Origin of the sequence: Paracoccus thiocyanatus (genome assembly GCF_900156255.1) — a bacterium.
In the GTDB taxonomy this organism is placed as follows: domain Bacteria; phylum Pseudomonadota; class Alphaproteobacteria; order Rhodobacterales; family Rhodobacteraceae; genus Paracoccus; species Paracoccus thiocyanatus.
This window is the reverse complement of the sequence record NZ_FTMK01000009.1, coordinates 102,083-125,586: the sequence shown is the minus strand read 5'-3', so window position 1 is coordinate 125,586 and position 23,504 is coordinate 102,083. Positions and strand designations below refer to the sequence as shown.

23 protein-coding genes are annotated in these 23,504 nt (G+C 68.2%); 15 read left to right on the top strand and 8 right to left on the bottom strand.

Annotation, left to right across the window (positions count from 1 at the left end; all coding sequences use genetic code 11):
- From F3H32_RS09065 to F3H32_RS09035, 7 genes are all read right to left on the bottom strand, one after another.
- Nucleotides 1–274, bottom strand: a 274-nt coding sequence (locus F3H32_RS09065) for a transposase (RefSeq protein WP_149763267.1), incomplete at its 3' end; no start/stop codon positions are given.
- 86 nt (nucleotides 275–360) lie between these two features.
- Nucleotides 361–594, bottom strand: a complete 234-nt coding sequence (locus F3H32_RS09060) for a cytochrome C oxidase subunit IV family protein (RefSeq protein WP_149765568.1) — start codon at nucleotides 592–594, stop codon at nucleotides 361–363.
- Between the two features lie 4 nt (nucleotides 595–598).
- On the bottom strand, nucleotides 599–1,135 hold the full coding sequence (locus F3H32_RS09055; RefSeq protein ID WP_149765567.1) for a cytochrome c oxidase subunit 3: 537 nt from the start codon (nucleotides 1,133–1,135) through the stop codon (nucleotides 599–601).
- Nucleotides 1,135–3,051, bottom strand: a complete 1,917-nt coding sequence (locus F3H32_RS09050) for a nitric oxide reductase activation protein NorD (protein WP_149765566.1) — start codon at nucleotides 3,049–3,051, stop codon at nucleotides 1,135–1,137. Before F3H32_RS09050 ends, F3H32_RS09055 begins: the two co-directional genes overlap by 1 nt.
- Before the next feature lie 13 nt (nucleotides 3,052–3,064).
- Nucleotides 3,065–3,877, bottom strand: coding sequence for a CbbQ/NirQ/NorQ/GpvN family protein (locus tag F3H32_RS09045; protein WP_149765565.1), 813 nt, complete (start codon nucleotides 3,875–3,877; stop codon nucleotides 3,065–3,067).
- A 3-nt stretch (nucleotides 3,878–3,880) separates the two neighbouring features.
- The gene (locus tag F3H32_RS09040) at nucleotides 3,881–5,269 is read right to left on the bottom strand and encodes a cbb3-type cytochrome c oxidase subunit I (protein WP_115754649.1); all 1,389 of its coding nucleotides are present in this window, start codon (nucleotides 5,267–5,269) and stop codon (nucleotides 3,881–3,883) included.
- A 12-nt stretch (nucleotides 5,270–5,281) separates the two neighbouring features.
- On the bottom strand, nucleotides 5,282–5,734 hold the full coding sequence (locus tag F3H32_RS09035) for a c-type cytochrome (protein ID WP_149765564.1): 453 nt from the start codon (nucleotides 5,732–5,734) through the stop codon (nucleotides 5,282–5,284).
- A gap of 317 nt (nucleotides 5,735–6,051) precedes the next feature.
- On the opposite strand from F3H32_RS09035, the gene F3H32_RS09030 reads away from it, so the two are divergent.
- From F3H32_RS09030 to katG, 11 genes are all read left to right on the top strand, one after another.
- The gene (locus F3H32_RS09030) at nucleotides 6,052–7,842 is read left to right on the top strand and encodes a nitrite reductase (RefSeq protein WP_149765563.1); all 1,791 of its coding nucleotides are present in this window, start codon (nucleotides 6,052–6,054) and stop codon (nucleotides 7,840–7,842) included.
- 63 nt (nucleotides 7,843–7,905) lie between these two features.
- Nucleotides 7,906–8,754, top strand: coding sequence for a uroporphyrinogen-III C-methyltransferase (gene cobA, locus F3H32_RS09025; RefSeq protein ID WP_149765562.1), 849 nt, complete (start codon nucleotides 7,906–7,908; stop codon nucleotides 8,752–8,754).
- Complete coding sequence (locus tag F3H32_RS09020) at nucleotides 8,747–9,058, top strand: c-type cytochrome (protein ID WP_149765561.1); 312 nt, start codon at nucleotides 8,747–8,749, stop codon at nucleotides 9,056–9,058. Before cobA ends, F3H32_RS09020 begins: the two co-directional genes overlap by 8 nt.
- Nucleotides 9,055–10,206, top strand: a complete 1,152-nt coding sequence (locus F3H32_RS09015) for a cytochrome D1 domain-containing protein (RefSeq protein ID WP_149765560.1) — start codon at nucleotides 9,055–9,057, stop codon at nucleotides 10,204–10,206. The genes F3H32_RS09020 and F3H32_RS09015 overlap by 4 nt, the downstream gene beginning before the upstream one ends.
- Before the next feature lie 2 nt (nucleotides 10,207–10,208).
- Nucleotides 10,209–11,183, top strand: coding sequence for a siroheme decarboxylase subunit beta (gene ahbB, locus F3H32_RS09010; RefSeq protein WP_149765559.1), 975 nt, complete (start codon nucleotides 10,209–10,211; stop codon nucleotides 11,181–11,183).
- Complete coding sequence (locus F3H32_RS09005) at nucleotides 11,180–11,653, top strand: Lrp/AsnC family transcriptional regulator (RefSeq protein ID WP_149765558.1); 474 nt, start codon at nucleotides 11,180–11,182, stop codon at nucleotides 11,651–11,653. The genes ahbB (F3H32_RS09010) and F3H32_RS09005 overlap by 4 nt, the downstream gene beginning before the upstream one ends.
- On the top strand, nucleotides 11,650–12,132 hold the full coding sequence (gene ahbB / locus F3H32_RS09000; protein ID WP_149765557.1) for a siroheme decarboxylase subunit beta: 483 nt from the start codon (nucleotides 11,650–11,652) through the stop codon (nucleotides 12,130–12,132). The genes F3H32_RS09005 and ahbB (F3H32_RS09000) overlap by 4 nt, the downstream gene beginning before the upstream one ends.
- A gap of 12 nt (nucleotides 12,133–12,144) precedes the next feature.
- Nucleotides 12,145–13,368 (top strand): heme d1 biosynthesis radical SAM protein NirJ, encoded by a 1,224-nt coding sequence (gene nirJ / locus F3H32_RS08995; protein WP_149765556.1) that lies wholly within the window; start codon nucleotides 12,145–12,147, stop codon nucleotides 13,366–13,368.
- Nucleotides 13,343–14,797: a cytochrome D1 domain-containing protein gene (locus F3H32_RS08990; protein ID WP_149765555.1), complete on the top strand. Its 1,455-nt coding sequence runs from the start codon at nucleotides 13,343–13,345 to the stop codon at nucleotides 14,795–14,797. The genes nirJ and F3H32_RS08990 overlap by 26 nt, the downstream gene beginning before the upstream one ends.
- A complete protein-coding gene (locus F3H32_RS08985; protein ID WP_115754659.1) occupies nucleotides 14,754–15,020 on the top strand; it encodes a hypothetical protein in 267 nt (88 codons plus the stop codon). Before F3H32_RS08990 ends, F3H32_RS08985 begins: the two co-directional genes overlap by 44 nt.
- Nucleotides 15,021–15,251: 231 nt before the next feature.
- Complete coding sequence (gene katG, locus F3H32_RS08980) at nucleotides 15,252–17,420, top strand: catalase/peroxidase HPI (RefSeq protein WP_223191391.1); 2,169 nt, start codon at nucleotides 15,252–15,254, stop codon at nucleotides 17,418–17,420.
- Between the two features lie 306 nt (nucleotides 17,421–17,726).
- Here the strand turns inward: katG and F3H32_RS08975 are convergent, their stop codons facing one another.
- Nucleotides 17,727–19,928, bottom strand: coding sequence for a primosomal protein N' (locus tag F3H32_RS08975; RefSeq protein ID WP_149765554.1), 2,202 nt, complete (start codon nucleotides 19,926–19,928; stop codon nucleotides 17,727–17,729).
- Nucleotides 19,929–20,169: 241 nt separating this feature from the next.
- Here F3H32_RS08975 and fsa point away from each other — a divergent pair, with 241 nt between their 5' ends.
- From fsa to F3H32_RS08955, 4 genes are all read left to right on the top strand, one after another.
- Nucleotides 20,170–20,823, top strand: a complete 654-nt coding sequence (gene fsa, locus F3H32_RS08970; RefSeq protein WP_149765553.1) for a fructose-6-phosphate aldolase — start codon at nucleotides 20,170–20,172, stop codon at nucleotides 20,821–20,823.
- Nucleotides 20,823–21,533: a DUF484 family protein gene (locus tag F3H32_RS08965; protein ID WP_149765552.1), complete on the top strand. Its 711-nt coding sequence runs from the start codon at nucleotides 20,823–20,825 to the stop codon at nucleotides 21,531–21,533. Before fsa ends, F3H32_RS08965 begins: the two co-directional genes overlap by 1 nt.
- On the top strand, nucleotides 21,530–22,468 hold the full coding sequence (locus F3H32_RS08960) for a tyrosine recombinase XerC (protein WP_149765551.1): 939 nt from the start codon (nucleotides 21,530–21,532) through the stop codon (nucleotides 22,466–22,468). The genes F3H32_RS08965 and F3H32_RS08960 overlap by 4 nt, the downstream gene beginning before the upstream one ends.
- A gap of 130 nt (nucleotides 22,469–22,598) precedes the next feature.
- Entirely contained in the window at nucleotides 22,599–23,357 is a 759-nt protein-coding gene (locus F3H32_RS08955; protein ID WP_149765550.1) for a TSUP family transporter, read from the top strand.
- Nucleotides 23,358–23,504 lie beyond the last annotated feature (147 nt).

Below are 23,504 nucleotides of genomic sequence, written 5' to 3'. Positions count from 1 at the left end.
TTTTCATGTCGGGATCATCGGACAATGCTTTGAAGATACGCTCAAATACTCCCGCGGCACCCCAATCCCGGAAACGGCGGTAGACCGAGTTCCATTTCCCGAACTCCTCCGGAAGATCGCGCCATTGCGCCCCAGTCCGAGCGATCCAGAAAACCGCCTCGAGAAAAAGGCGTGCATCACCGCCCGTTCGGCCGGGATCGGTCTTCTTGCCCAAGCAATGCGGCTCAATCTTCGCCCACTGGCAATCCGTGACGATGTAGCGTTCAACTGGCATCCAAACCTCCCGTTTGGAAAGCTTGAATCAGAAATCAGCTGACAGGGGAATCCTGATACTCAACAGACCCTAGGCCGTCTGGCGGCCTAAAGGACGTGCAGCCCCCAGATCAACACCAGCCAGATCGCCAGCGGCACCAGGAAAGCGGCGCGCCAACCCGATCCGCGGTCCAGATGCAGAAAGCCGCACAGGATCGCGCGCGCCTTCAGCCAGGCCAGGACCAGCAGCGCCGCCGCGGCGACCGGGCCCCAGGCAAAGGCTAGCGCCGTGGTCGCGGCGCTCAACCCCAGCAGCAACAGCCAGATGCGCGTCAGCCCCATCCCCCTAACCCAACAGATAGACCGGCGGCAGGATCAGCACCCAGACCAGGTCGACCATATGCCAGAAGGCCGCGCCCGCCTGCACCTCTTCGGGGCGCAGGCGGATGGCGACCAGCGCCAGCACGCCGATGCCGAACAGCACATGCGCGGCGTGAAAGCCGGTCAGCAGATAGTAAAAGGTGAAGAACGGGTGGCTTTCCATCCCCAGGCCGGCGGTCAGGTCGCGGGCGTATTCCACCACCTTCACCGCCAGAAAACCCGCCCCGCCCAGGCAGGCCAGCGCCAGCCCGATACGCGCGCGGCGGCGGTCGCCGCGGTGGCAGGCGCGCTCGGCCAGGGCGGCGCAGCAGCCCGACGTGACCAGGATCGCCGTGTTCAGCGCCGCCATCCAGCCATGGAGCTGCGCCTGGGCCGCGGCAAAGCCCGCCGGGTCGGTCAGCCGCACCCCCGCCATGGCGGTGACGCCGGCGGCAAAGACCAGCAGTTCGGATGCGATCAGCACCCACATGATCGGCTCGCCCGGAAGATCCTGAAGCCGCATCACGCCACCAGTTGCCGATAGATCACCGGCAGCGCCGCCAGCAGCCGGTCGGGATGCGGGATCAGCGAAAAGCCGCCCTGGCCGAAGATGCGGGGAAACCAGCTTTTCGCGTCGCGATCCACGGTGATGCCGTGCACGGCATGGCCGGCGCGGCGCGCCTCGCGCACCGCCATGGCGCTGTCCTCGATGCCGTGGCGGCCCTCGTAATGGTCCAGGTCGTTGGGCTTGCCGTCGGTGATGACCAGCAAAAGCCGCCGGCTGCTCGCCTGTTCTGCCAGCCCGGCCGAGGCATGGCGGATGCCGGCCCCCAGCCTGGTATAAAAGCGCGGCCGCAGCCCGGCGATGCGCCGTTCGACCGCGGCGCCCATCGGCTCGTCGAAATCCTTGCAGGCGGTCAGGAACACCCGGTCGCGCTTGAGCGAGGAAAAGGCGTTGACCGCGAAACGGTCGCCGCAGGCATCCAGGCCCCAGGCCAGCGCCGCCAGCGCCTCGCGCTCGGTCTCGATCACCGCGCGGCCGGTCACCGCGCTTTCGGTGGAACGCGACACGTCAAGCAGGATCGACACCGCAAGGTTGCGCGCCAAAGGCCGGGACTGGCGCCAGATGCGGTCGCTGCCCTGGCCGGTGGCGCGCAGGTCGGCGGCGGCGCGCACGGTCAGTTCGGCATCCAGTTCCTCGCCGTCGCGGTGGCCGGTGGTGGTGACGCGGCCGGGGCGCAGCGCCTCGAACTGGCGGCGCACGGCGCGGATGCGGGCTTGCGCGCGGGGATCGGGGGCCAGCGCCTCGTCCTGTTCGGTCGCCTGGTTTTCCAGAACCCGCACATGGTCGGCCAGGTAGCGGCCGCGCCGCGCGTCCCATTCGGGATAGGTGCGGATGCCGGCCACCGCTTCAAGATCCGCATCCTCGGGCGCAAGGTCTAGATGCAGCCGCAACCGCGTCGCCGGTGCCTTGGACACCTGGCCAAGACCCAATTCTTCCTGATCCTCGGCCGCCTTCTTTGCGTCGTCCTGGTCGTCGTCATCGACATGGCGGTTCAGGTTCATCAGGTCGGCCCAGCTCAGCAGGGCCTCGAACTTGTGCAGGATCAGGCTGTCGCGGCGCTGGGGCTGGTCGCTTTGCCGGCGGCGGGCGCGGAACATGCGGGCGGTGGCCGGGTCGGCGGTAATGCCGTCGGGCGCATCGCCCGGCGCGGCGGCCTGCGTCGTTTCGGGCGCGGCCAGGTCGGGCCATAGCGGCACCGGCCGCATCGGGCAATAGCCGCGCGGCGCCTGCGCCTGCGGATCGTCCAGCATGGCCAGCCAGTCGCGGGCCAGGGGCGGCAGCGGCGCCGGATCGCCCAGCAGGTGACGGGCCAGCGCCTCGACCGCCGCTTCGGCCGGGGGCAGCGCGGCGTTGGGGCGCAGGGACAGCACCAGTTCGGCAAGATCGTCGTAAAGGTCGGCCAGGCCCGGCGCATCCTGCAACGTCGCCTGGACCGCACGGCGCACCGCACCCAGCCGCGCCAGGTCGCGGCGCAGCGGATCGTCCTGCGGTGCCGCCAGCGCGCCATACGCCGCGCAGGCCGCAAGCCACAGGTAAAGCGCCCCGTTCGCCTGGCGCGAGGGCAGCGCCGTCAGCCGTTCCGGCAGGCGCAGGATTTCACCGTCGAAGCGCGCGACCGGCACCGTCTCGACCGGGGTGCCCAGCCTGCGCCGCCAGGTGATGCGATGGGGCGAGGCCTGGGCTGCGGCCGGGCGGATTTCCACCCCCGCGCCACCGCCCAGCGCGCGGAACAGCACCGCAAGCCGGCCCGAGACCTCGGACAGCGTCACCGCCTGATCCTCGAATTGCTGCGGCGCGCCGAAGCCGCTGGCCCAGACGTGCCAAAGCTTGCCGACGGTTTCTTCGGGTTCCCAGGGTTCCAGGTCCAGGCCCATGGCCCCCTCTCCTTCAGCCGAAGATCGCCGCGACCAGGTCGCGCAACCCGCGCTTGACCTCGGCATCGTCGGTCAGCGGCTCGATCATCGCCGCCTCGATGGCGCGGTCCAGGGACATGCCGCCGCGCGCCAGGCTGGCGGCATAGACCACCAGCCGGGTCGAGACCCCCTCTTCCAGGTCCTGGCCCTTGAGCCCGCGGATCTTGCCGGCCAGCCGCACCAGCCCCAGCGCGCGATCGCGGTCCAGGCCGCTTTCGCGCACCACGATCTCGACCTCGCGCGCGGGTTCGGGAAAGTCGAACTCCATGGCCACGAACCGCTGCCGGGTCGAAGGCTTCAGCGTTTTCAGGATGTTCTGATAGCCGGGGTTGTAGGACGCGACCAGCATGAAGCCGGGCGCCGCCTCGATCTCTTCGCCGGTGCGGTCGATGGGCAGGATGCGGCGGTCGTCGGTCAGCGGGTGCAAGACGACCGTCACGTCCTTGCGCGCCTCGACCACCTCGTCGAGATAGCAGATCGCGCCTTCGCGCACCGCGCGGGTCAGGGGGCCGTCGGTCCAGACCGTTTCGCCGCCCTTGAGCAGGTAGCGCCCGATCAGGTCGGCGGCCGACAGGTCGTCATGGCAGGCGACCGTATAAAGCGGCCGGCCCAGCCGCGCCGCCATATGGGCGACGAAGCGGGTCTTGCCGCAGCCGGTGGGGCCTTTCAGCAGCACTGGCAGGTCGTTGGCGGCGGCAGCCTCGAAGACCGCCACCTCGTCGCCCTGCGGCAGGTAGAAGGGGGCGTCACCCGCCCCGTTCCGTTCGGTTTTCACATGCGCGTTCATGGCTTACTCCGCAGCCTCCAGATGGCCGTCCTTATGCGCCTGGACCGGGCCGGGCACGACCACTTCGCGGCGCGGGAACAGCACGGCATAGATGAACAGCAGCGCGCCCAGCACCACCGCCACGCCCGAGCCGAAGCGCATCCAGTAGAACAGCGCCAGCCCATCCTGCACGTCCATGAAATAGCCGCCCTCGACGCGTTGCAGATGGGTCTGCACCGTGCCGGCAAAGGTCAGCGTCACCGTCATGAACACCATGCCCGAGGACATCAGCCAGAACGAGGCCATGTTCAGCACCTGGTTATAGGGGTCGCGGTTCTTCATCAGCGGCAGGCAATAGGTGACAAGCGCCAGCACCAGGCAGACATAGGCGCCGTAAAAGGCCAGGTGGCCATGCGCGGCGGTGATCTGCGTGCCGTGGGTGTAATAGTTCACCCCGTGCAGCGTGTGCAGGAAGCCCCAGACCCCGGCCCCGAAAAAGGCCAGCACGGTGCAGCCCAGGCTCCACAGCAGCGCGGCCTTGTTCGGGTGGTCGCGCCGGCCTTTCCAGACCATGACAAAGGCGAAGGACATCATGGCGAAGAAGGGCACGATCTCGAAGCTGGAAAAGATCGAGCCGATCCATTGCCAATATGCCGGCAGGCCGATCCAGTAATAGTGGTGCCCGGTGCCCAGGATGCCCGAGAACAGCGCTGTGGCGACGATGACGTAAAGCCATTTCTCGACCACCTCGCGGTCCACGCCGGTCAGCTTGAGCATCAGGAAGGCCAGGATGGCGGCCATGATCAGTTCCCACACGCCCTCGACCCACAGGTGGATGACCCACCACCAGTATTGCTTGTCCAGCACCAGGTTCGACGGGTTGTAGAAGGCGAAAAGCCACAGCAGCACCAGCCCCCACAGGCCCATCAGCAGCACGTTCGTCACCGCCGTGCGCCGGCCCTTAAGCGCGGTCATGCTGACATTGTACATGAAGATCACCGCGGCCACGGCGATGCCCACCTTGACCCATTTCGGCTGTTCCAGGAACTCGCGCCCCTCCTTGCCCAGCAGCCAATGGCCGTGGAACAGGTCGAACAGATAGGTCACGACCACGCCCAGCGTGCCCAGGACAAAGATGCCAAGCTGGATCCAGGCCAGCAGCGGCGAATGGATTTCCCGCTCGGCCTCTTCGGGCAGGATGTAATAGGTCGCGCCGAAAAAGCCCAAAAGCAGCCAGACGACCAGGCTGTTGGTGTGCAGCATCCGCACGATGTTGAAGGGCAGCAGTTCGGACAGGAAGTTCGGGCTGACATAGATCCAGCCCATCAACAGGCCAAAGCTGACCTGAAGCGCGAAAAGCACCATGGCCACCAGGAAATAGGCATAGGCGATGCGTTGCGAATGGTATCTCATCGGTTTTCCCCCTCAGCCCGCGTCGTTCGGCGGCCAGTTCTGGGTGTTGATCGTGCCGGTCCACAGCAGGAAATCGGACAGCGCCCGGAATTCCTCGTCCGTCAGATCAAAGCGCGGCATCTGGCGGCGGCCCTCGATGCCGGTGGGCATGGATTCCATCCAGCCCTTGAGCGTGTCGAAGGCACCGTCGGGATCGTCCTGCACGCCCCAGCGTTTCATGACATTGCCAAGTTCGGGCGCGAAATAGGCGCCCTCGCCCAGGATGGTGTGGCAGTCGATGCAGGCGTTGCGTTCCCAGACATGCTTGCCCAGGACGACCGAGGCGGTCAGCCCGCTTTCGTCCACCGCCGTGGTGCGGGCATAGATATGGCTGTGAACGGTCAAGGCGCCAAAGACCAGAATGAAGAATATGGACCCGCCGTAGAAGACGTTCCGGGCCATGTTCTTGGTCATGATTTCGCTCATGACGCGGGTCCCCCTATCAGTTGTTTCCGATGCGACCTCACTGTCTGGTGAGCGTGAGTCGCTCATTGATGAAAGTCAAGCGTAGTGAAAGACCGGGGTTTTCCCCGGAAAATTCCGCACTCGGCGGGGAATTGCCGACCCGGCCGGTAGATCCCGGCCCCCCTCGCTTCGGGCTTGAAGCAAGCGGCGCCGGCCCAGCCTGCATCGCGCCCCGCCGGTCGAATTGCCGCACCCCCGGTCTTAACAATGGTCAAGGCCCTTGGCTGCGCGCGCGCCCACGAACCAGATGGACGCGCGCCAGCACATAGGAAAGCCAGATGAGACAAAGGACACCATCCGCCAGACCCGGCCTGTTGGCCTCGGCAGCCTTGGCCCTTGCTCTGGGGCCGCTTGCGGTCTGCGCCCAGGAACAGGCCGCTCCGCCGACGGATCCAGCCGCCGCGCTTGAAGGGCACAGGACCCGCACCGATAACCGCTATGAGCCCTCGCTGGACAACCTGGCGCAGCAAGAGGTCGCAGCGCCCGCCGCCCCGGAGGGCGTGGCGGCCCTGTCTGACGCCGAATATAACGAGGCCAACAAGATCTATTTCGAACGCTGCGCCGGCTGCCACGGCGTCTTGCGCAAGGGCGCGACCGGCAAGGCGCTGACCCCCGACCTGACGCGCGAACAGGGCTTCGAATATCTGCAAAGCTTCATCACCTATGGCTCGCCCGCCGGGATGCCGAACTGGGGCACCTCGGGCGAGCTGACGCCCGAACAGGTCGACCTGATGGCGAAATATGTCATGCTGGACCCGGCCGCGCCGCCGGAATTCGGCATGGTGCAGATGCGCGAATCCTGGAAAGTCCATGTCGCGCCCGCGGACCGGCCCCAGGCCCAGGAAAACGACTGGGACCTGGACAACCTGTTCAGCGTCACCCTGCGCGACGTGGGCCAGATCGCGCTGATCGACGGCAAGACCTATGAGATCAAGTCGGTGCTGGATACCGGCTATGCGGTCCATATCAGCCGGCTGTCGGCCTCGGGGCGCTATCTGTTCGTCATCGGCCGCGACGGCAAGGTCAACATGATCGACCTGTGGATGAAGGAACCCGCCACCGTGGCCGAGATCAAGATCGGCTCGGAAGCGCGGTCCATCGAGACCTCGAAGATGGCGGGATGGGAGGATAAATACGCCATTGCAGGCGCCTATTGGCCGCCGCAATACGTCATCATGGACGGCGAGACGCTGGAGCCGATGAAGATCCAGTCCACCCGCGGCATGACCTATGACGAACAGGAATATCACCCCGAGCCGCGCGTCGCCGCGATCCTGGCCAGCCATTACCGGCCCGAATTCATCGTCAACGTCAAGGAAACGGGCAAGATCCTGCTGGTCGACTATACCGACCTGAAGAACCTGAAAACCACCGAGATCGAGGCCGAGCGTTTCCTGCATGACGGCGGCCTTGACGGATCGCACCGCTATTTCATCACCGCGGCGAATGCCCGCAACAAGCTGGTGGTGATCGACACCAAGGAAGGCAAGCTGGTCGCGATCGAGGATACCGGAGGCCAGACCCCGCATCCGGGGCGCGGCGCGAACTTCGTCCATCCGACCTTTGGCCCGGTCTGGGCGACCTCGCATATGGGCGACGATTCGGTGGCGCTGATCGGCACCGATCCCGAAGGCCATGCCGACCAGGCCTGGAAGATCGTCGACAGCTTCCCGGCGCTGGGGGGCGGCTCGCTGTTCATCAAGACCCATCCGAAATCGCATTACCTTTATGTCGATGCGACGCTGAACCCCGATGCCGAAACCTCGGGCTCGGTCGCGGTCTTCGACGTGGCGACGATGACGGGCGACGGTTCGGACCCGGACTTCGTCACCCTGCCCATCGCCGAATGGGCCGGCGTCACCGGCGGCCAGCCCCGCGTCGTGCAGGGCGAGTTCAACAAGGACGGGTCGGAAATCTGGTTCAGCGTCTGGAACGGCAAGGACCAGGAATCGGCGCTGGTGGTGGTGGACGACAAGACGCTGGAGCTGAAGCACGTCATCAAGGACAAGCGCCTGGTGACGCCGACCGGCAAGTTCAACGTCTATAACACCAAGACCGACACCTATTGAGCGGTGCGACCCAGGCGGGGGCGTCCGCGCCCCCGTCCAGGCAGATTTTCGATGGGGTTCGACATGGCCGGCAAGACGATGACGGACAAGGCCGCGGCGCCCAAGGCGGGCGGGGCGGCGGCAGGCAGGGCCGCGACAGGCAGGGTCGATCTGATCGGCGCGGGTCCCGGCGACCCGGAACTGCTGACGCTGCGGGCGCTGCGGCTTTTGCAACAGGCGGATGTGGTGGTGCATGACCGGCTGGTCTCGGACCAGGTGATGGATTGCGTCCCGGCCCATGTCCGGCGCATCCCGGTGGGCAAGGCCGCGGGCTTTCACCCGGTGCCGCAGGACCAGATCAACGCCCTGCTGGTCGATCTGGCGCTGGCGGGGCTGGTGGTCGCGCGGCTCAAGGGCGGCGATCCGACGATATTCGGCCGCGGCGGCGAGGAGTTCGAGGCCGTGACCCGCGCCGGCATCCCCTGCGACTATGTGCCCGGCATCACCGCGGCGCAGGGCGCGGCGGCCTCGGCCCGGTTTCCGCTGACGCATCGGGGGCTGGCGACCGGGCTGCGCCATGTCACCGGCCACCGGGCGCGGGACGCGGCGCTGGATCTCGACTGGGCCTCGCTGGCCGACCCGCAGACCACGCTGGCCGTCTATATGGGCGCGGCCAACATGGCCGAGATCGCGCGCGAACTGATCCGCCACGGCATGCCCGCCGACCTGCCGGTGCTGGCCGTGTCGCAGGCCAGCACCCCGCAGGAACGGCGGCTGCGCGCCACGCTGTCGGGCGTCGCCGCCGCCCTGGCGCAGGCGGCGTTGCCGGCGCCGGTGCTGTTCATCATCGGCCATGTCGCGGCAATGGCCGAGGATTGCGCCCTGCCCCGCGCCATCTATCGCCCGCATCGGCCGCTGGTGGCGCATGGCTAGGCTGGCGCTGCTGCTGGCGGCCTTGGCCGGGACCGCGATGGCGGGACCGCCCGACGCCGCGCGCCAGGACCAGTTGCGCCACCTGGTCCGGCAGGATTGCGGTTCCTGCCACGGCTTGCGGCTGACCGGGGGTTTGGGCAGCCCGATCACCGCCGCCGCGCTGGCCGGGCGCGATGCCGGCGACCTGGCCGGGCTGATCCTGGACGGGCTGCCCGGCACCGCCATGCCCGGCTGGCGCCCGCTGCTGACCGAGGACGAGGCGCGCTGGATCGCCGATTACCTTCTGACGACGGAGACGCAATGATGCTCAAGCCATTCCTGGCCGCCCTGTTGATCGCCAGCCCGGCGCTGGCCGAAGACCTGCGCGGCACCGGCGACCTGGGCCTGGTGGTCGAACGCGAGGCTGGGTCCCTGCTGGTCGTGGACCGCAGCGAACGCGCCGCCATCGGCCGGATCGAGGGCTTGGGCGATTTGTCCCATGCCAGCCTCGTCTATTCCCCCGACGAACGCTTTGCCTATGTCTTCGGCCGCGACGGCGGCTTGACCAAGGTGGACATCCTGACCCGTCAGGTGGTCCGCCGCGTGGTGCAGGCCGGCAATTCCATCGGCGGCGCCATTTCGGACGACGGCCGGCTGGTCGCGGTCGCGAATTACGAGCCGGGCGGCGTCCGGGTCTTCGACGCCGAGACGCTGGAGCCGGTGGCGGACGTCCCCATGGGCTCGAAAACCGTGGGCATCGCCGATGCGCCGGGTTCGCGCTTCGTCGTCGCCACCTGGGATACGGGTGAGGTCTGGATCCTCGACCATTCCGCCGATCCGGCGCAGCCCGCGGTGACGAAGCTGGAAGGCATCGGCGCCAATCCCTATGACGCGCTGCTGACCGGCGACGGGCGGCACTATATCGTCGGGCTCTTCGGCGAAAAGGGGCTGGTGCAGGTCGATCTGTGGCAGGATCCGCCCAAGGCCACGCGCTTCCTGCCCGATTACGGCAAGGACCAGCCCGACCTGCCGGTCTACAAGATGCCGCATCTGCAAGGCTGGACCCTGGCCGACGGGCTTTTCGCCCTGCCCGCCGTGGGGCTGCACCAATTGCTTTGGGTCGATGCCGCGGACCTGGCCGAGATCGGCCGCACCGATCTGGCCGGCCAGCCGGTCTTTGCACTCGCCCGCCCCGACCAGCGCGAGGTCTGGGTGAACTTCGCCCCGCCCGACAATGACAAGGTGCAGGTGGTGGACGTGCTGACCCACCAGGTCCTGGACACGCTGACCCCCGGCAAGGGGGTGCTGCACATGGAATTCGCCCCGCGCGGCCGCGAGGTCTGGCTGTCGGTGCGCGACGAGAACCGGGTCGAGATCCGCGACACCCGCACCCGCGAAGTGCTGGGCCAGATCGAGGCGCGCGCGCCCTCGGGCATCTTCTTCACCGACCGCGCGCATCGCATGGGGCTGTGAGCATGGACGATCTGGACCTGCGCCTGCTGGACGGGTTCCAGCGCGATCTGCCGCTGGAAATCCGGCCCTTTGCCGCCATGGGCTATCGGCTGGGCACCAGCGAGGCCGAGGTGATCGCCCGGCTGGCCCGGCTGCGCGACCAGGGCGTGGTCGCCCGCATCGGCGCCACCTGCCGGCCGAACACCGCCGGCGCCTCGACGCTCGCCGCGCTCAGGGTGCCGCGGCGGCGCATCGACCAGGTCGCGGCGCTGGTCGGGGCCGAGCCGGGCGTCAACCATTGCTATCTGCGCCAAGGCAGCGACTGGAACCTGTGGTTCGTCGCCACCGCCCCCGATGCCGCCGCGCTAAGCGAAAGCCTGGCCCGGATCGAGGCCGGGGCGGGGCTGGCGGTGCTGTCCCTGCCGCTGGTGCGCGCCTTCAACATCGACCTGGGCTTTCCGCTGGCCGGGCCGCGCCGCGCCATGGCGCTGGACCAGCCGGCCGACCTGGCCGCCCTGCGGCCGCGCGACCCGGCGCTGATGCAGGCGCTGACCACCGGGCTGGCGCTGGTGCCGCGCCCCTTCGTCGCGTTGGGCCAGGCGCTGCACCGCAGCGAGGCCGAGGTGATCTCGCGCATCCGGGCGCTGTCCCAGGCGCGCATCCTGACCCGCTTTGGCGTGATCGTGCGCCACCGCGCGCTTGGCTGGACCCAGAACGCCATGGTGGTCTGGCGCCTGCCCGAAGCCGCGGTCGAGGCCGCCGGCACGGCATTGGCCGGGGTTCCCGGCGTGACGCTGTGCTATCAGCGCCGCAGGGTGCCGGGGCTGTGGAACTGGCCGCTGTTCTGCATGATCCACGCCCGCTCGCGCGCCGAGGCGTCCGAGGTTCTGGGCCGGGCCCGCGCCCTGCCCGAACTGGCCCGCCGGCCGCATCGCGTCCTGTTCTCGACCCGCTGCTTTCGCCAGCGGGGCGCCACCATCGCCGAGGTTGCCGCATGACCCGCCATACCCTGCCCCCCGATGCGCTGGACGAAACCGACCGCGCGATCCTGAACGCCTTGCAGGACGGCTTTCCGCTGACCCCGCGCCCCTTTGACGATGCCGGGGCGGCGCTTGGCCTGACCGGCGCCACGCTGATCGCGCGGCTGGAGCGCCTGCGCGCCATCGGCGCCATCACCCGCTTCGGCCCGTTCTACGACGCCGCGGCGATGGGCGGGGCCTTCTGCCTGTGCGCGCTTTCCGCGCCCGCGGCGGATTTCGACCGCATCGCCGACCTGGTCAACGCCCATCCCGAGGTGGCTCATAACTATGCTCGCGACCATGCGCTGAACATGTGGTTCGTGCTGGCCACCGCCACGCCCGAAGCCATCGCCGAAACCGCCGGGCGGATCGAGGCGGAAACCGGGCTGACCGTCTGGCGCTTTCCCAAGCTGCGGGAATTCTTCATCGGCTTTCGGGTGGCGGCATGACGGTCCTGGACGATACCGACCGCCGGCTGATCGCCGCAACGCAAGCCGGCCTGCCGCTGGTCGAGGCGCCCTATGCCCGGATCGCCGCCGATCTGGGCCTGACCGAGACGCAGGTCATCACCCGGCTGTCGATCCTGCACGCCCGCGGCATCATCCGCCGTATCGCCATCGCGCCCAACCATTACGCGCTGGGAATGACCGCAAACGGCATGAGCGTCTGGGATGTCGAGGATCGCCAGGCCGAGGCCCTGGGCGAAACGGTGGGGGCGCTGGATTTCGTCTCGCATTGCTATCTGCGGCCGCGGGCGCCGGTCTGGCGCTACAACCTTTTCGCCATGCTGCACGGCCAAAGCCGCGCCGAGGTCGAGGACAAGCGCGCCCAGGTCCGCGCCCTGCTGGGCGCCGCCTGCCGCGCCGACGACATCCTCTATTCCACCCGGATCCTGAAAAAGACCGGCCTGCGCCTGAAGGACGGCTAAGAAAGGCAAACCATGTTCCGCCTGACCCAATACATGCACCAGCTTCTGGACCCTTCGCCGCCGGGCCGCCGCAGCCGGCCGGATGCGGTCCGCCCGGTGGTGATCTGGAACCTGACCCGCAGTTGCAACCTGAAATGCCGCCATTGCTATACCGTCTCGGCCGACCGGCCCTTTCCGGGCGAGCTTTCGCATGACCAGGCCATGGCGGTGCTGCGCGACCTGTCGGATTTCCGCATCCCGGCGCTGATCCTGTCGGGGGGCGAGCCGATGTCGCGCTTCGACTTCTGGGAACTGGCGGCCGAGGCGCGGCGGCTGGATTTCCGCCACCTGTCGCTGTCCACCAACGGCACCAAGATCAATGCCGGCAACGTGGAGCGGCTGGCCGGGCTGGGCTTTGACTATGTCGGCATCTCGCTGGACGGGATCGGGGCGGTGAACGACTGGTTTCGCGGCGTCGAGGGGGCCTTTGACCAGGCGCTGGCCGGCGTGCGGGCCTGCAAGGCGCAGGGGGTCAAGGTCGGCCTGCGCTTTACCATCACCGAGGGCAATGCCCATCACCTGCCCGCCATGCTGGACCTGTGCCGCGACGAGGGCGTGGACAAGTTCTATCTGTCGCATCTGGTCTATGCCGGGCGCGGCGACAAGCACCGGGGCGAGGATACCGAACACGCCCGCACCCGCCGCGCCATGGACCTGCTGATCGCCCGCGCCTGGCAGGCGGTCGAGCGGGCCGAGCCCCTGGAGGTCGTCACCGGCAACAACGACGCCGATGCGGTCTATTTCCTGCGTTGGGCCGAGACGCGCTTTGCCCCCGCCGCCATCGCGCATCTGCGCGCGCATCTGGAGGCCTGGGGCGGCAATTCCTCGGGGCTGGGCGTCGGCAATATCGACCCGCAGGGCCGCGTCCATCCCGACACCTATTGGTCGGATTATACGCTGGGCTCGGTCAAGGACCGGCCGTTTTCGGCGATCTGGACCGGGGACGACCCGATCCTGGCCACGCTGCGCACCCGGCCGCGGCCGCTGAAGGGGCGCTGCGGCGCCTGCGCCTATCAGGCGGTCTGCGGCGGCAATACCCGCATCCGGGCGCTGCAACTGACCGGCGACCCCTGGGCCGAAGATCCGGCCTGCTATCTTTCGGCCGCCGAGATCGGCGCCAAGGGTGCCGACCTGGACCGCCTTGCCGTCACGCCATTCCGGGGGAAAAGCCATGATCCGGCCCATCGTTTCCATTAGCCTGCTGCTTGCCCTGCCGCTGGCCGGCCACGCCGACCCCGCCGCCGATTACGCAGAACATTGCGCCGTCTGCCATGCCGAGGATCGGCTGGGCGGCACCGGCCCGGCGCTGATCCCCGAAACCCTGGGGCGCGTGAATGGCATCGAGGCGGTGATCGCCCAGGGCCGGGTCTCGACCCAGATGGAGGGGTTTGCCGACCGCCTGTCGCCCCAGGCCATCGCCGCCCTGGCCAGCTATGTCATGACGCCGCTGGAAAACCGCCCGCATTGGGACGCGTCGCAGATCGCCGCCAGCCGCGAGATGAATGCCGATTACCAGCCGGCGGACAGGCCGGTCTTTGCCGCCGATCCGCTCAACATCACCCTGGTGGTGGAAACCGGCGACCATCACGTCAGCGTTCTGGATGGCAACACGTTCCAGGTCCTGGACCGCTTTGCCACCCCCTTCGCCGTGCATGGCGGGCCGAAATTCAGCCCCGACGGGCGCTTCGTCTACATCATGTCGCGCGACGGCTGGGTGCAGAAATACGACATCTGGACGCTGGCCGAGGTCGGCCGCATCCGCGCCGCGCTGAACAGCCGCAACATCGCCATCAGCCCGGACGGCCGGCGCATCGCGGTCGCGAACTACCTGCCCGAAAGCCTGACCATCCTGGATGCCGACCTGAACCCCCTGCGGCTGATCGACACGCGGGTCGGCGGCACCCTCAGCCGGGTCAGCGCCGTCTACCAGGCGCCGCAGCGCGAAAGCTTCGTGCTGGCGCTGAAGGACGCGCCCGAGATCTGGGAGGTGGCGACCGCCGACCTGGCCATCCGCCGCATCCCCATCGACGAGCCGCTGGACGATTTCTTCTTTTCGCCCGACTATCGCCAGGTGATCGGCGCCAACCGCGCCGGCGACAAGGGCGTGGTGATCGACCTGGACGACGGGCACAAACTGGCGGAACTGCCCTTGCCGGGGATGCCGCATCTGGGTTCGGGCATCACCTGGGAACGGGACGGCCGCCGCGTCATGGCCACCCCGCATCTGGGCGAAGGCGTGCTGTCCGTCATCGACATGCAGGACTGGGGCCTGGTCAAGCAGATCAGGACCGACGGCCCCGGCTTCTTCCTGCGCGGTCATGCCGCCAGCCCCTCTGTCTGGGCCGATGTGTTCTTTGGCCCGCACAAGGACAAGATGCATGTCATCGACAAGAACACGCTGGAAATCGTCAAGACGCTGGCGCCCTTTCCAGGCCAGACCTTCGCCCATAGCGAATTTACCCGCGACGGCAGCCATGTTCTGGTCTCGCTGTGGGAAGACGAGGGCGCGGTCTTGGTCTATGATGCCAGGACGCTGGAGGAAGTGAAACGGCTGCCGATGCGCAAGCCTTCGGGGAAATACAATGTCTGGAACAAGATCACCTTCGAGGACGGAACCAGCCACTGACGGCTGGCCGGCCTGGAAACTGGCGCTGCTGTTTTACCCCTTTGCGGCGGCGGCGGTCTGGATCAACCTGTTCATGCTGTCGCTGCTGACAAGCTGGCTGGGCCTGCCGGTGCTGGCGCCCGCCAGCGCCGCGGCCGCCGCGCTGCTGCTGGGTGTGCCCGCGGCCTGGGCCTCGGGGCGCTGGATCCGCAGCCTGATGGACCGCGCCCGCCCGCGCCACTGAATCCTTACGATCTGACAGGCCGGATTATCGCCGTCTATTCCGTTCCGAGCCGTTCATAACCAGAAATTATTAAAACTATCAAAACTTATAAATTCCAATGATTTCCGAAGCTGCTAGAACCTGATGGCAGAAGGTGCGCAGATTCGGAAAAGCCATCTATTTCGATGGGTTGGCGGACCGCACCGCCCAAAGGCGCCGACCAGGGCGCCCCTGCAATAAAGGAGACTGATCTTGGACGGAAATGACATTCCCTCGGGCAAGTGCCCGGTGATGCATGGCGGCAATACCGCCATGGGAACCTCGAACATGGACTGGTGGCCGAACGCGCTGAACCTGGACATCCTGCACCAGCATGACCGCAAGACCAACCCGCTTCAGGGCTTCGACTATCGCAGCGAAGTGCGCGCGCTGGACTTCGACGCGGTCAAGGCCGACCTGCATGCGCTGATGACCGACAGCCAGGACTGGTGGCCGGCCGACTGGGGCCATTATGGCGGGCTTTTCATCCGCATGTCCTGGCACGCCGCCGGCACCTATCGCATCGCCGACGGCCGCGGCGGCGGCGGCACCGGCAACCAGCGCTTTGCCCCGATCAACTCGTGGCCCGACAACGTCAGCCTGGACAAGGCCCGCCGCATCCTGTGGCCGATCAAGAAGAAATACGGCAACCGGCTGAGCTGGGCCGACCTGATCATCCTGGCCGGCACCGTGGCTTACGAAAACATGGGGCTGAAGACCTATGGCTTCGCCTTTGGCCGCGACGACATCTGGCACCCGGAAAAGGACACCTACTGGGGCGCGGAAAAGGAATGGCTGGCGCCCCAGGACGAGCGCATGGGCAATCTCGAAGATGCCGCCTCGATGGAAAACCCGCTGGCCGCGGTGCAGATGGGCCTGATCTACGTCAACCCCGAAGGGGTGAACGGCCAGCCCGACCCGCTGAAAACCGCTGCCATGGTGCGCGAAACCTTCGCCCGCATGGCGATGAATGACGAAGAAACCGTGGCGCTGACCGCGGGCGGCCATACCGTCGGCAAATGCCACGGCAATGGCAAGGCAGAATTGCTGGGCGCCGACCCGGAAGCGGCCGATGTCTGCGAACAGGGGCTGGGCTGGGCGAACTCGAACAAGTCCGGCAAGGGCCGCTATACGATGACCTCGGGCATCGAAGGCGCCTGGACCACCCATCCGACCAAATGGGACAACGGCTTCTTCTACCTGCTGTTCACCTATGACTGGGAACTGAAGAAATCCCCCGCCGGCGCCTGGCAGTGGGAGCCGGTCAACATCAAGGAAGAAGACAAGCCGGCCGATGTCGAGGATCCCTCGATCCGCTACAACCCGATCATGACCGATGCCGACATGGCGATGATCAAGGACCCGATCTATCTGGAGATCTCGAAACGGTTCTATGCGGACCCGGACTATTTCTCGGAAGTCTTCGCGCGGGCCTGGTTCAAGCTGACCCATCGCGACATGGGCCCCCGGACCCGCTATATCGGGCCCGACGCCCCGACCGAAGACCTGATCTGGCAGGATCCGGTGCCGGCCGGCAACCGCGAATGGAACATCGCGGGCCTCAAGGCGCGCATCGCCGAAAGCGGGCTGACGGTGGCCGAGATGGTCTCGACCGCCTGGGATTCGGCACGCACCTTCCGCGGCTCGGACAATCGCGGCGGCGCCAATGGCGCGCGCATCCGCCTGGCCCCGCAAAAGGACTGGGAAGGCAACGAACCCGCCCGGCTGGCGCGTGTGCTTTCGGTGCTGGAGCCGCTGGCGGCCCAGTTCGGCGCCAGCGTCGCCGACACCATCGTGCTGGCCGGCAATGTCGGCGTGGAACTGGCGGCCAAGGCCGCGGGCTATGATGTCGAGGTGCCTTTCACCCCCGGCCGCGGCGATGCCACGGACGCGATGACCGATGCCGACAGCTTCGCGGTGCTTGAGCCGATCCATGACGGCTATCGCAACTGGCTGAAAAAGGACTATATCGTCGCCCCCGAGGAACTGATGCTGGACCGCACCCAGCTGATGGGGCTGACCGCCCCGGAAATGGTGGTGCTGGTCGGCGGGATGCGGGCCATGGGCACCAACCATGGCGGCACCAGGCACGGGGTCTTTACCGACCGCGTTGGCGCGCTGACGACGGATTTCTTCGTCAACCTGACCGACATGGCCAATACCTGGGCCAAGGCCGGCAGCCATTACGAAATCCGCGACCGCCAGACCGGCGTGGTGAAATGGACCGCGACGCGGATGGACCTGGTGTTCGGTTCGAACTCGATCCTGCGCTCCTATGCCGAGGTCTATGCCCAGGATGACAATGGCGGCAAGTTCGTCGCCGATTTCGTCGCCGCCTGGGTGAAGGTGATGGAGGCCGACCGCTTCGACCTGCGCGCGTGACCGGATCCTGCCCCTGGGCGGCGCCCGGCGACGCTTGCCCAGGGGTTGGATGGTGGTAACGATTGCAGCCCCAGGGACCATCGGTCCCTGGGGATTTTTCATGGCGCGGGATGCCGCTCCATGGCGCCCCGGCCGATTTTTACCGCAATATCCGGGGCTTTTCCGTCCTTCCTCGCCGGGCCAGAATCTGCGATCCTGGCGCCGCGGGGACGTTGCGGCGGGCATTTGCAGAACGAAGATGATGCGGGCCGGGCGCTTTATCGGCCGGGCGTGCCGTCATTCCAGGCGCCGCCCGGCCGGGCCTGCCTAAAGGAAGCTCTGCGGATCGACGTCCACCGCCAGCCGCAGGTTTGCCGGCGGCTTTGGCGCCAGCGCCAGCCATTGCGCAATCGCGCCTTGCATCGGCGCCTGGCGCGGCGCCCGGATCAGCATGCGCACCCGAAACCGCGCGCGGATGCGGGCGATGGGGGCGGGGGCGGGGCCGAACAGTTCGGCGCCGATGGCCCGCAGCGGCTCGGCGCGACGGGCCAGTTCGCGGGCGTAATCCTCGACCACCGGCGGGTCGGGATGCGACAGGATGATCCCCGCCAGCCGGCCAAAGGGCGGCATCCCCGCCGCCTGGCGCGCCGCCGCCTCGGCATCCCAGAACGCCTCGTCCTCGCCCGACAGGATGGCGCGGATCACCGGGTGGTCGGGCTGGTGGGTCTGCAACAGCGCCAGCCCCCGCGCCTCGCCGCCCTCGCGCCCCGCCCGGCCGGCCACCTGCCGCATCAGTTGGAAGGACCGTTCGGCCGCGCGCAGGTCGGCGCCTTGCAGGCCCAGGTCGGCGTCGATCACGCCGACCAGCGTCAGGCGCGGGAAATTGTGGCCCTTGGCGACGATCTGCGTGCCGATGATGATGTCCGTTTCGCCCGCGGCGATCTCGGCAATCGCCTCTTTCAAGGCGCGCGCCGAATGGAACAGGTCCGAGGAGAGCACCGTCGCCTTCGCCTGCGGGAAACGCTCGGCCACTTCCTCGGCCAGCCGCTCGACCCCCGGCCCGATGGCGGTCATCTTGCCCTCGACCCCGCAGGCGGGACAGGCCACTGGGATCGGCTTGGTCGCGCCGCATTGATGGCAGACCAGGCGGTTTTGGAAGCGATGCTCGACCATGCGGGCGTCGCAATGGTCGCAGCCGATCTGCTGGCCGCAGGCGCGGCAGGCGGTGATCGGCGCATAGCCGCGCCGGTTCAGAAACAACAGCGACTGTTCGCCGCGCTGCTTGCGGCGGGCGACTTCGGCGGCCAGGCGGGGGCTGATCCAGCGGCCCTTTTCCATCTCTTGCTGGCGCAGGTCGATGGCCGCCATCTCGGGCAGGTCGGCGGTGCCATAGCGCGCGCGCAGATCCAGCCGGCGGTATTTGCCCGTGGCCGCATTCACCCAGCTTTCGACCGAAGGCGTGGCCGAGGCCAGCACCACCTGCGCCGCCTCGACGCTGGCGCGCAGCACCGCCATGTCGCGGGCGCTGTAATAGACCGCGTCTTCCTGCTTGTAGCTGGAATCGTGTTCTTCATCGACGACGATCAGGCCCAGATCGGCAAAGGGCAGGAACAGCGCCGAACGCGCGCCGACCACCAGCCCGACATGGTTTTGCGCCGCCATGGTCCACAGCCGCCGGCGTTCCGTGCGGGTGATGCCCGAATGCCATTCGCCGGGCCGGGCGCCGAAACGCACCTCGACCCGGTCCAGGAACTCGGCCGATAGCGCAATCTCGGGCAGCAGCACCAGCGCCTGCCGGCCCTGGCGCAGGCATTCCGCCACGGCTTCCAGATAGACCTCGGTCTTGCCCGAGCCGGTGACGCCGCGCAAAAGCGTGGTGCCATAGGCGCGGGATTTCAGCGCCGTCCGCAGGCTCTCGGCCGCCTCAAGCTGATCGGCGGCCAGCGGCTTGCCCGGCAGGCCGGGGTCCAGCCGCGGATAGGGCACATCGCGCGGCGCCAGCACCTCGGCCAGCGTGCCGGCCTTGACCAGCCCCTGCACCACGCCCGGACTGACCCCGGCCAATTGCGCCAATTCGCCGGGCGCAAAGCCCGCGCCGCCGTGATCCTGGATCACCCGCAAGACGGCGGCGCGGGCATCGGTCATGCGCGCGGGCTCCGGTCCCGCGCGATGGATGATGCGCCGGGCCGAAGGCGGCTGGTCCAGGTCCGGCGCCCGCGTCGCTATGCGCAGAAGCGCGGGCAGCGGCGTCAGCGTGTATTCGCCCATGCGGGACAGGAACTCGATCATCCCCGGCGCCAGCGGCGGCGCATCGACCAGCCGCGCCACCGGCCGCAGCCGCGCCGCGTCGAAATCGCCGATCCCCGGCCCCCAGACCGCGCCCATCACCCGGCGCGGCCCCAGCGGCACGACGACAAGCTGGCCCAGCCGCACGCCCCCTTCGGGCGCGAGATAGTCCAGGATGCCGACCACCTCTTGCGTCAGCACCGCGATGCGCGCGCCATGGGGATAGAAAAGCGGCGGTGACATCAGACCGGCCGCGCTGCCCGGCCAAAGCGGAACGGGCCGAAGACCTGGGCCGGCAGCCGGGCGGCAGGATCGGGCGGAAAGGCTTTCACGGCATCCCTCTTGCAATGGCGGCGGACGGACCTGCCCCAGCCCGTCCCTAGTGCCATGCCGCCACCCCGTCCTGCAAGCCGCCTGCCCGGACTTCACCCGCCGGCTGTTATGCGCTAAACCCAGGGCAAAACCGCAAGAAGGGCTTCCCCGCATGAAATTCTTTGTCGATACCGCAGATGTCGCCGCCATCCGCGAGTTGAACGACCTGGGCATGGTGGACGGCGTCACCACCAACCCGTCGCTGATCCTGAAATCGGGCCGCGATATCCTGGAAGTCACCAAGGAAATCTGCGACCTGGTCGAAGGCCCGGTCAGCGCCGAGGTCGTGGCCGCCAAGGCCGAGGACATGATCCGCGAGGGCGAGCACCTGGTGAAGATCGCCCCCAACATCACCGTCAAGGTGCCGCTGACCTGGGACGGGCTGAAAGCCTGCAAGGCGCTGTCGTCCCAGGGCCACAAGGTAAACGTGACGCTGTGCTTTTCGGCCGCGCAGGCGATCCTGGCCGCCAAGGCCGGCGCCACCTTCATCAGCCCCTTTATCGGCCGGCTGGACGATATCAACTTCGACGGCATGGAACTGATCGCCCAAATCCGCGAGATCTATAACAATTACGACTTCCAGACCGAAATCCTGGCCGCCTCGATCCGCTCGGTGAACCACATCACCGACGCCGCCCGCATCGGGGCCGACGTGATCACCGCGCCGCCCGCCGTCATCAAGGCGATGGCGAATCACGTGCTGACCGACCGCGGCCTGGACCAGTTCAACGCCGACTGGGCCAAGACCGGGCAGAAGATCGTCTGATGACCGAGCAGACCGCGGCCGAACTGACCGACGAGATCCGCGCCCGGCTGCTGGCGCGGCCCGAATTGATCCTGTCCGACCGCGACCTGATGCGCGCGCTGATCGGCGCGCGCGAGGCCGAGGTGGGCGAGAACGTCATCGACATCCGCGGCCGCGCCATGCAGGCGCTGGAATCGCGGCTGGACCGGCTGGAGGCGGCGCATGAATCGGTGATCTCGGCCGCCTATGACAACCAGTCGGGGATGAACACCATCCACCGCGCCGTGCTGTCGCTGCTGGAACCCACGGATTTCGAGGAGTTCCTGGAAAACCTGGACATGGCGGTGGCGCCGGTCCTGCGGGTGGAAACCCTGCGGCTGGTGATGGAATCGGGCGGCGCGGTGCCCCAGCCGGAAGGCAGCGGCCCCTTGATGATCGCGCCCGCCGGCACCGTGGCGGGGCTGATTTCGGGCGGGCGGCGGATGCCGCGCGGCAATGACATCGTGCTGCGCCGCACGGCCCAGGAGACCCTGGCATTCCATGGCGAATCGCGCGCCCCGATCCGCTCCGAGGCGCTGTTGCCCATCGACCTCGGCCCCGGCCGCCTGCCGGCGCTGCTGCTGATGGGCTCGGCCGATATCGGGCGCTTCAACCCGGCCCAGGGCACCGACCTGCTGCGGTTTTTCGGCCAGGCGTTCCGGCTGGCGCTGATCTCCTGGCTTAGGAAATGACCGGCGGGGCCGAGCCCTTGGCGCTGGCCCCGGCCATGGCCGAGAATCTGGCGCGTTGGCTCGACAGCGAACGGGCGACCCGCGACCGTTCCCCCCACACGATCCGCGCCTATCAGGGCGACCTGCTGGCCTTTCTGGGCTTTCTGGGCGGCTATCACGGCACGCCCGCCCTGCCCGCGACCCTGGGCGGGCTGACCCAGTCCGACATGCGCGCCTTTGCCGCCGACGAACGCCGACGCGGGCTTTCCGCCCGCTCGCTTGCCCGCCGGCTTTCGGCCGCGCGCAGCTTCATCCGCTGGATGGCCGACCGTCATGGCTTTGACGCCTCCAGGGCGCTGGCCTCGCGCGGCCCGAAATACACCCGCTCGCTGCCCCGCCCGCTGGCGCCCGGGCAGGCGCAGGACGTGCTGGACATCGCCGCCGGCACCCATCCCGAAGCCTGGATCGCCGCCCGCGACGCGGCGGTGCTGACGCTGCTTTGGGGCTCGGGGCTGCGGATATCCGAGGCGCTTGGCCTGAACGGCGCCGACTGGCCGCTGCGCGAGGCGCTGACCATCCGCGGCAAGGGCGGGCGCGAAAGGCAGGTGCCGGTCCTGCCCATCGCGCGCCAGGCCGTCGCCGACTACCTGCGCCTGTGCCCCTGGCCGCTGGAGGCCGGCGCCGCGCTGTTTCGCGGCGCCCGCGGCGGCCGGCTCAGCCCGACGCTGATCGCAGGCGCGATGCGGCAGGCGCGCCAGGTGCTGGGCCTGCCGCCCACCGCGACGCCGCATGCGCTGCGCCATTCCTTCGCCACGCATCTGCTGGCGGCGGGGGGTGATCTGCGCACGATCCAGGAACTGCTGGGCCATGCCAGCCTGTCCACCACCCAGGTCTATACCGGCGTGGACGACGCCCGGCTGCTGGCGGTCTATCGCGCCGCCCATCCCCGCGCCTGACGGTTTCTCCCTTCGCCCAATACCCAGAAAACACGGCCGCCCCGGCGCAGCTTCGCGCCGGCTTTCCGCGGCCCGCCCAGCTTGCCGGAGCCGGCTTTACATTTCCCGCGGCGCGCCGCAAAGGGAAGCCATGCCCGACCTCTCCCTCGACCTGGTGCTGCTGCTTGTCAGCGCCGCTTTCGCAGCCGGCTTCGTCGACGCCATCGCCGGCGGAGGCGGGCTCATCACCGTCCCGGCCCTGATGCTGGCCGGCCTGCCCCCGGCCCAGGCCCTGGCCACGAACAAGGTCCAGGGTGTCTTCGGCGCGGCGACGGCGGCGATCTCCTATGCGCGCCGCGGCCTTGTGGATCCGCGGCGGCAGCTCGGCGCGGCGGTCGTGGCCTTTGTGGCCGGGCTTGCGGGGGCGCTGCTCGTCGGCTGGATCCCGGCCCAGGCGCTGCGCTATGCCCTGCCGCTGGTGCTGATCGGCATGGCGCTGTTCTTCGCGCTGAAACCGGGCCTGGACGATACCGACCGCAAAAGCCGCATGACCGTCCCGGCCTTCACCGCCACCGCCGTGCCGGCGATCGCCTTCTACGACGGGTTCCTGGGACCGGGCACGGGCTCGTTCTTCATGCTGGGCTTCGTGATGCTTGCGGGCTACGGCGTGCTCAGGGCCACGGCGCATACCAAACTTCTGAACTTCGCCTCGAACCTGGGCGGGCTCGCAGCCTTTGCCGCGGTGGGCAAGCCGCTGTGGCTTTTGGGCGCGATGATGGCTTTGGCGCAGGTGGCCGGCGCCCTTCTGGGCGCCAGGCTCGCCATGCGGGTCGGAGCGCGGCTGATCAAGCCGCTGCTGGTCGCGACATCCGCCCTGCTGGCGCTGCGGCTGATCTGGCAAATGCTGTGACAGATGGGGGCTTTGCGCCCCCACGCCCGCCGGGCAGGCCCGACGGGCTTCCCCCGCAGGATATTTTTCCACGAAAGAAGCCCGGCAGGCGCGCCGCTTCTTTCGTGCCCAAATATCCTGGGGGAGCGCGGAACGCGCGGGGGCAAA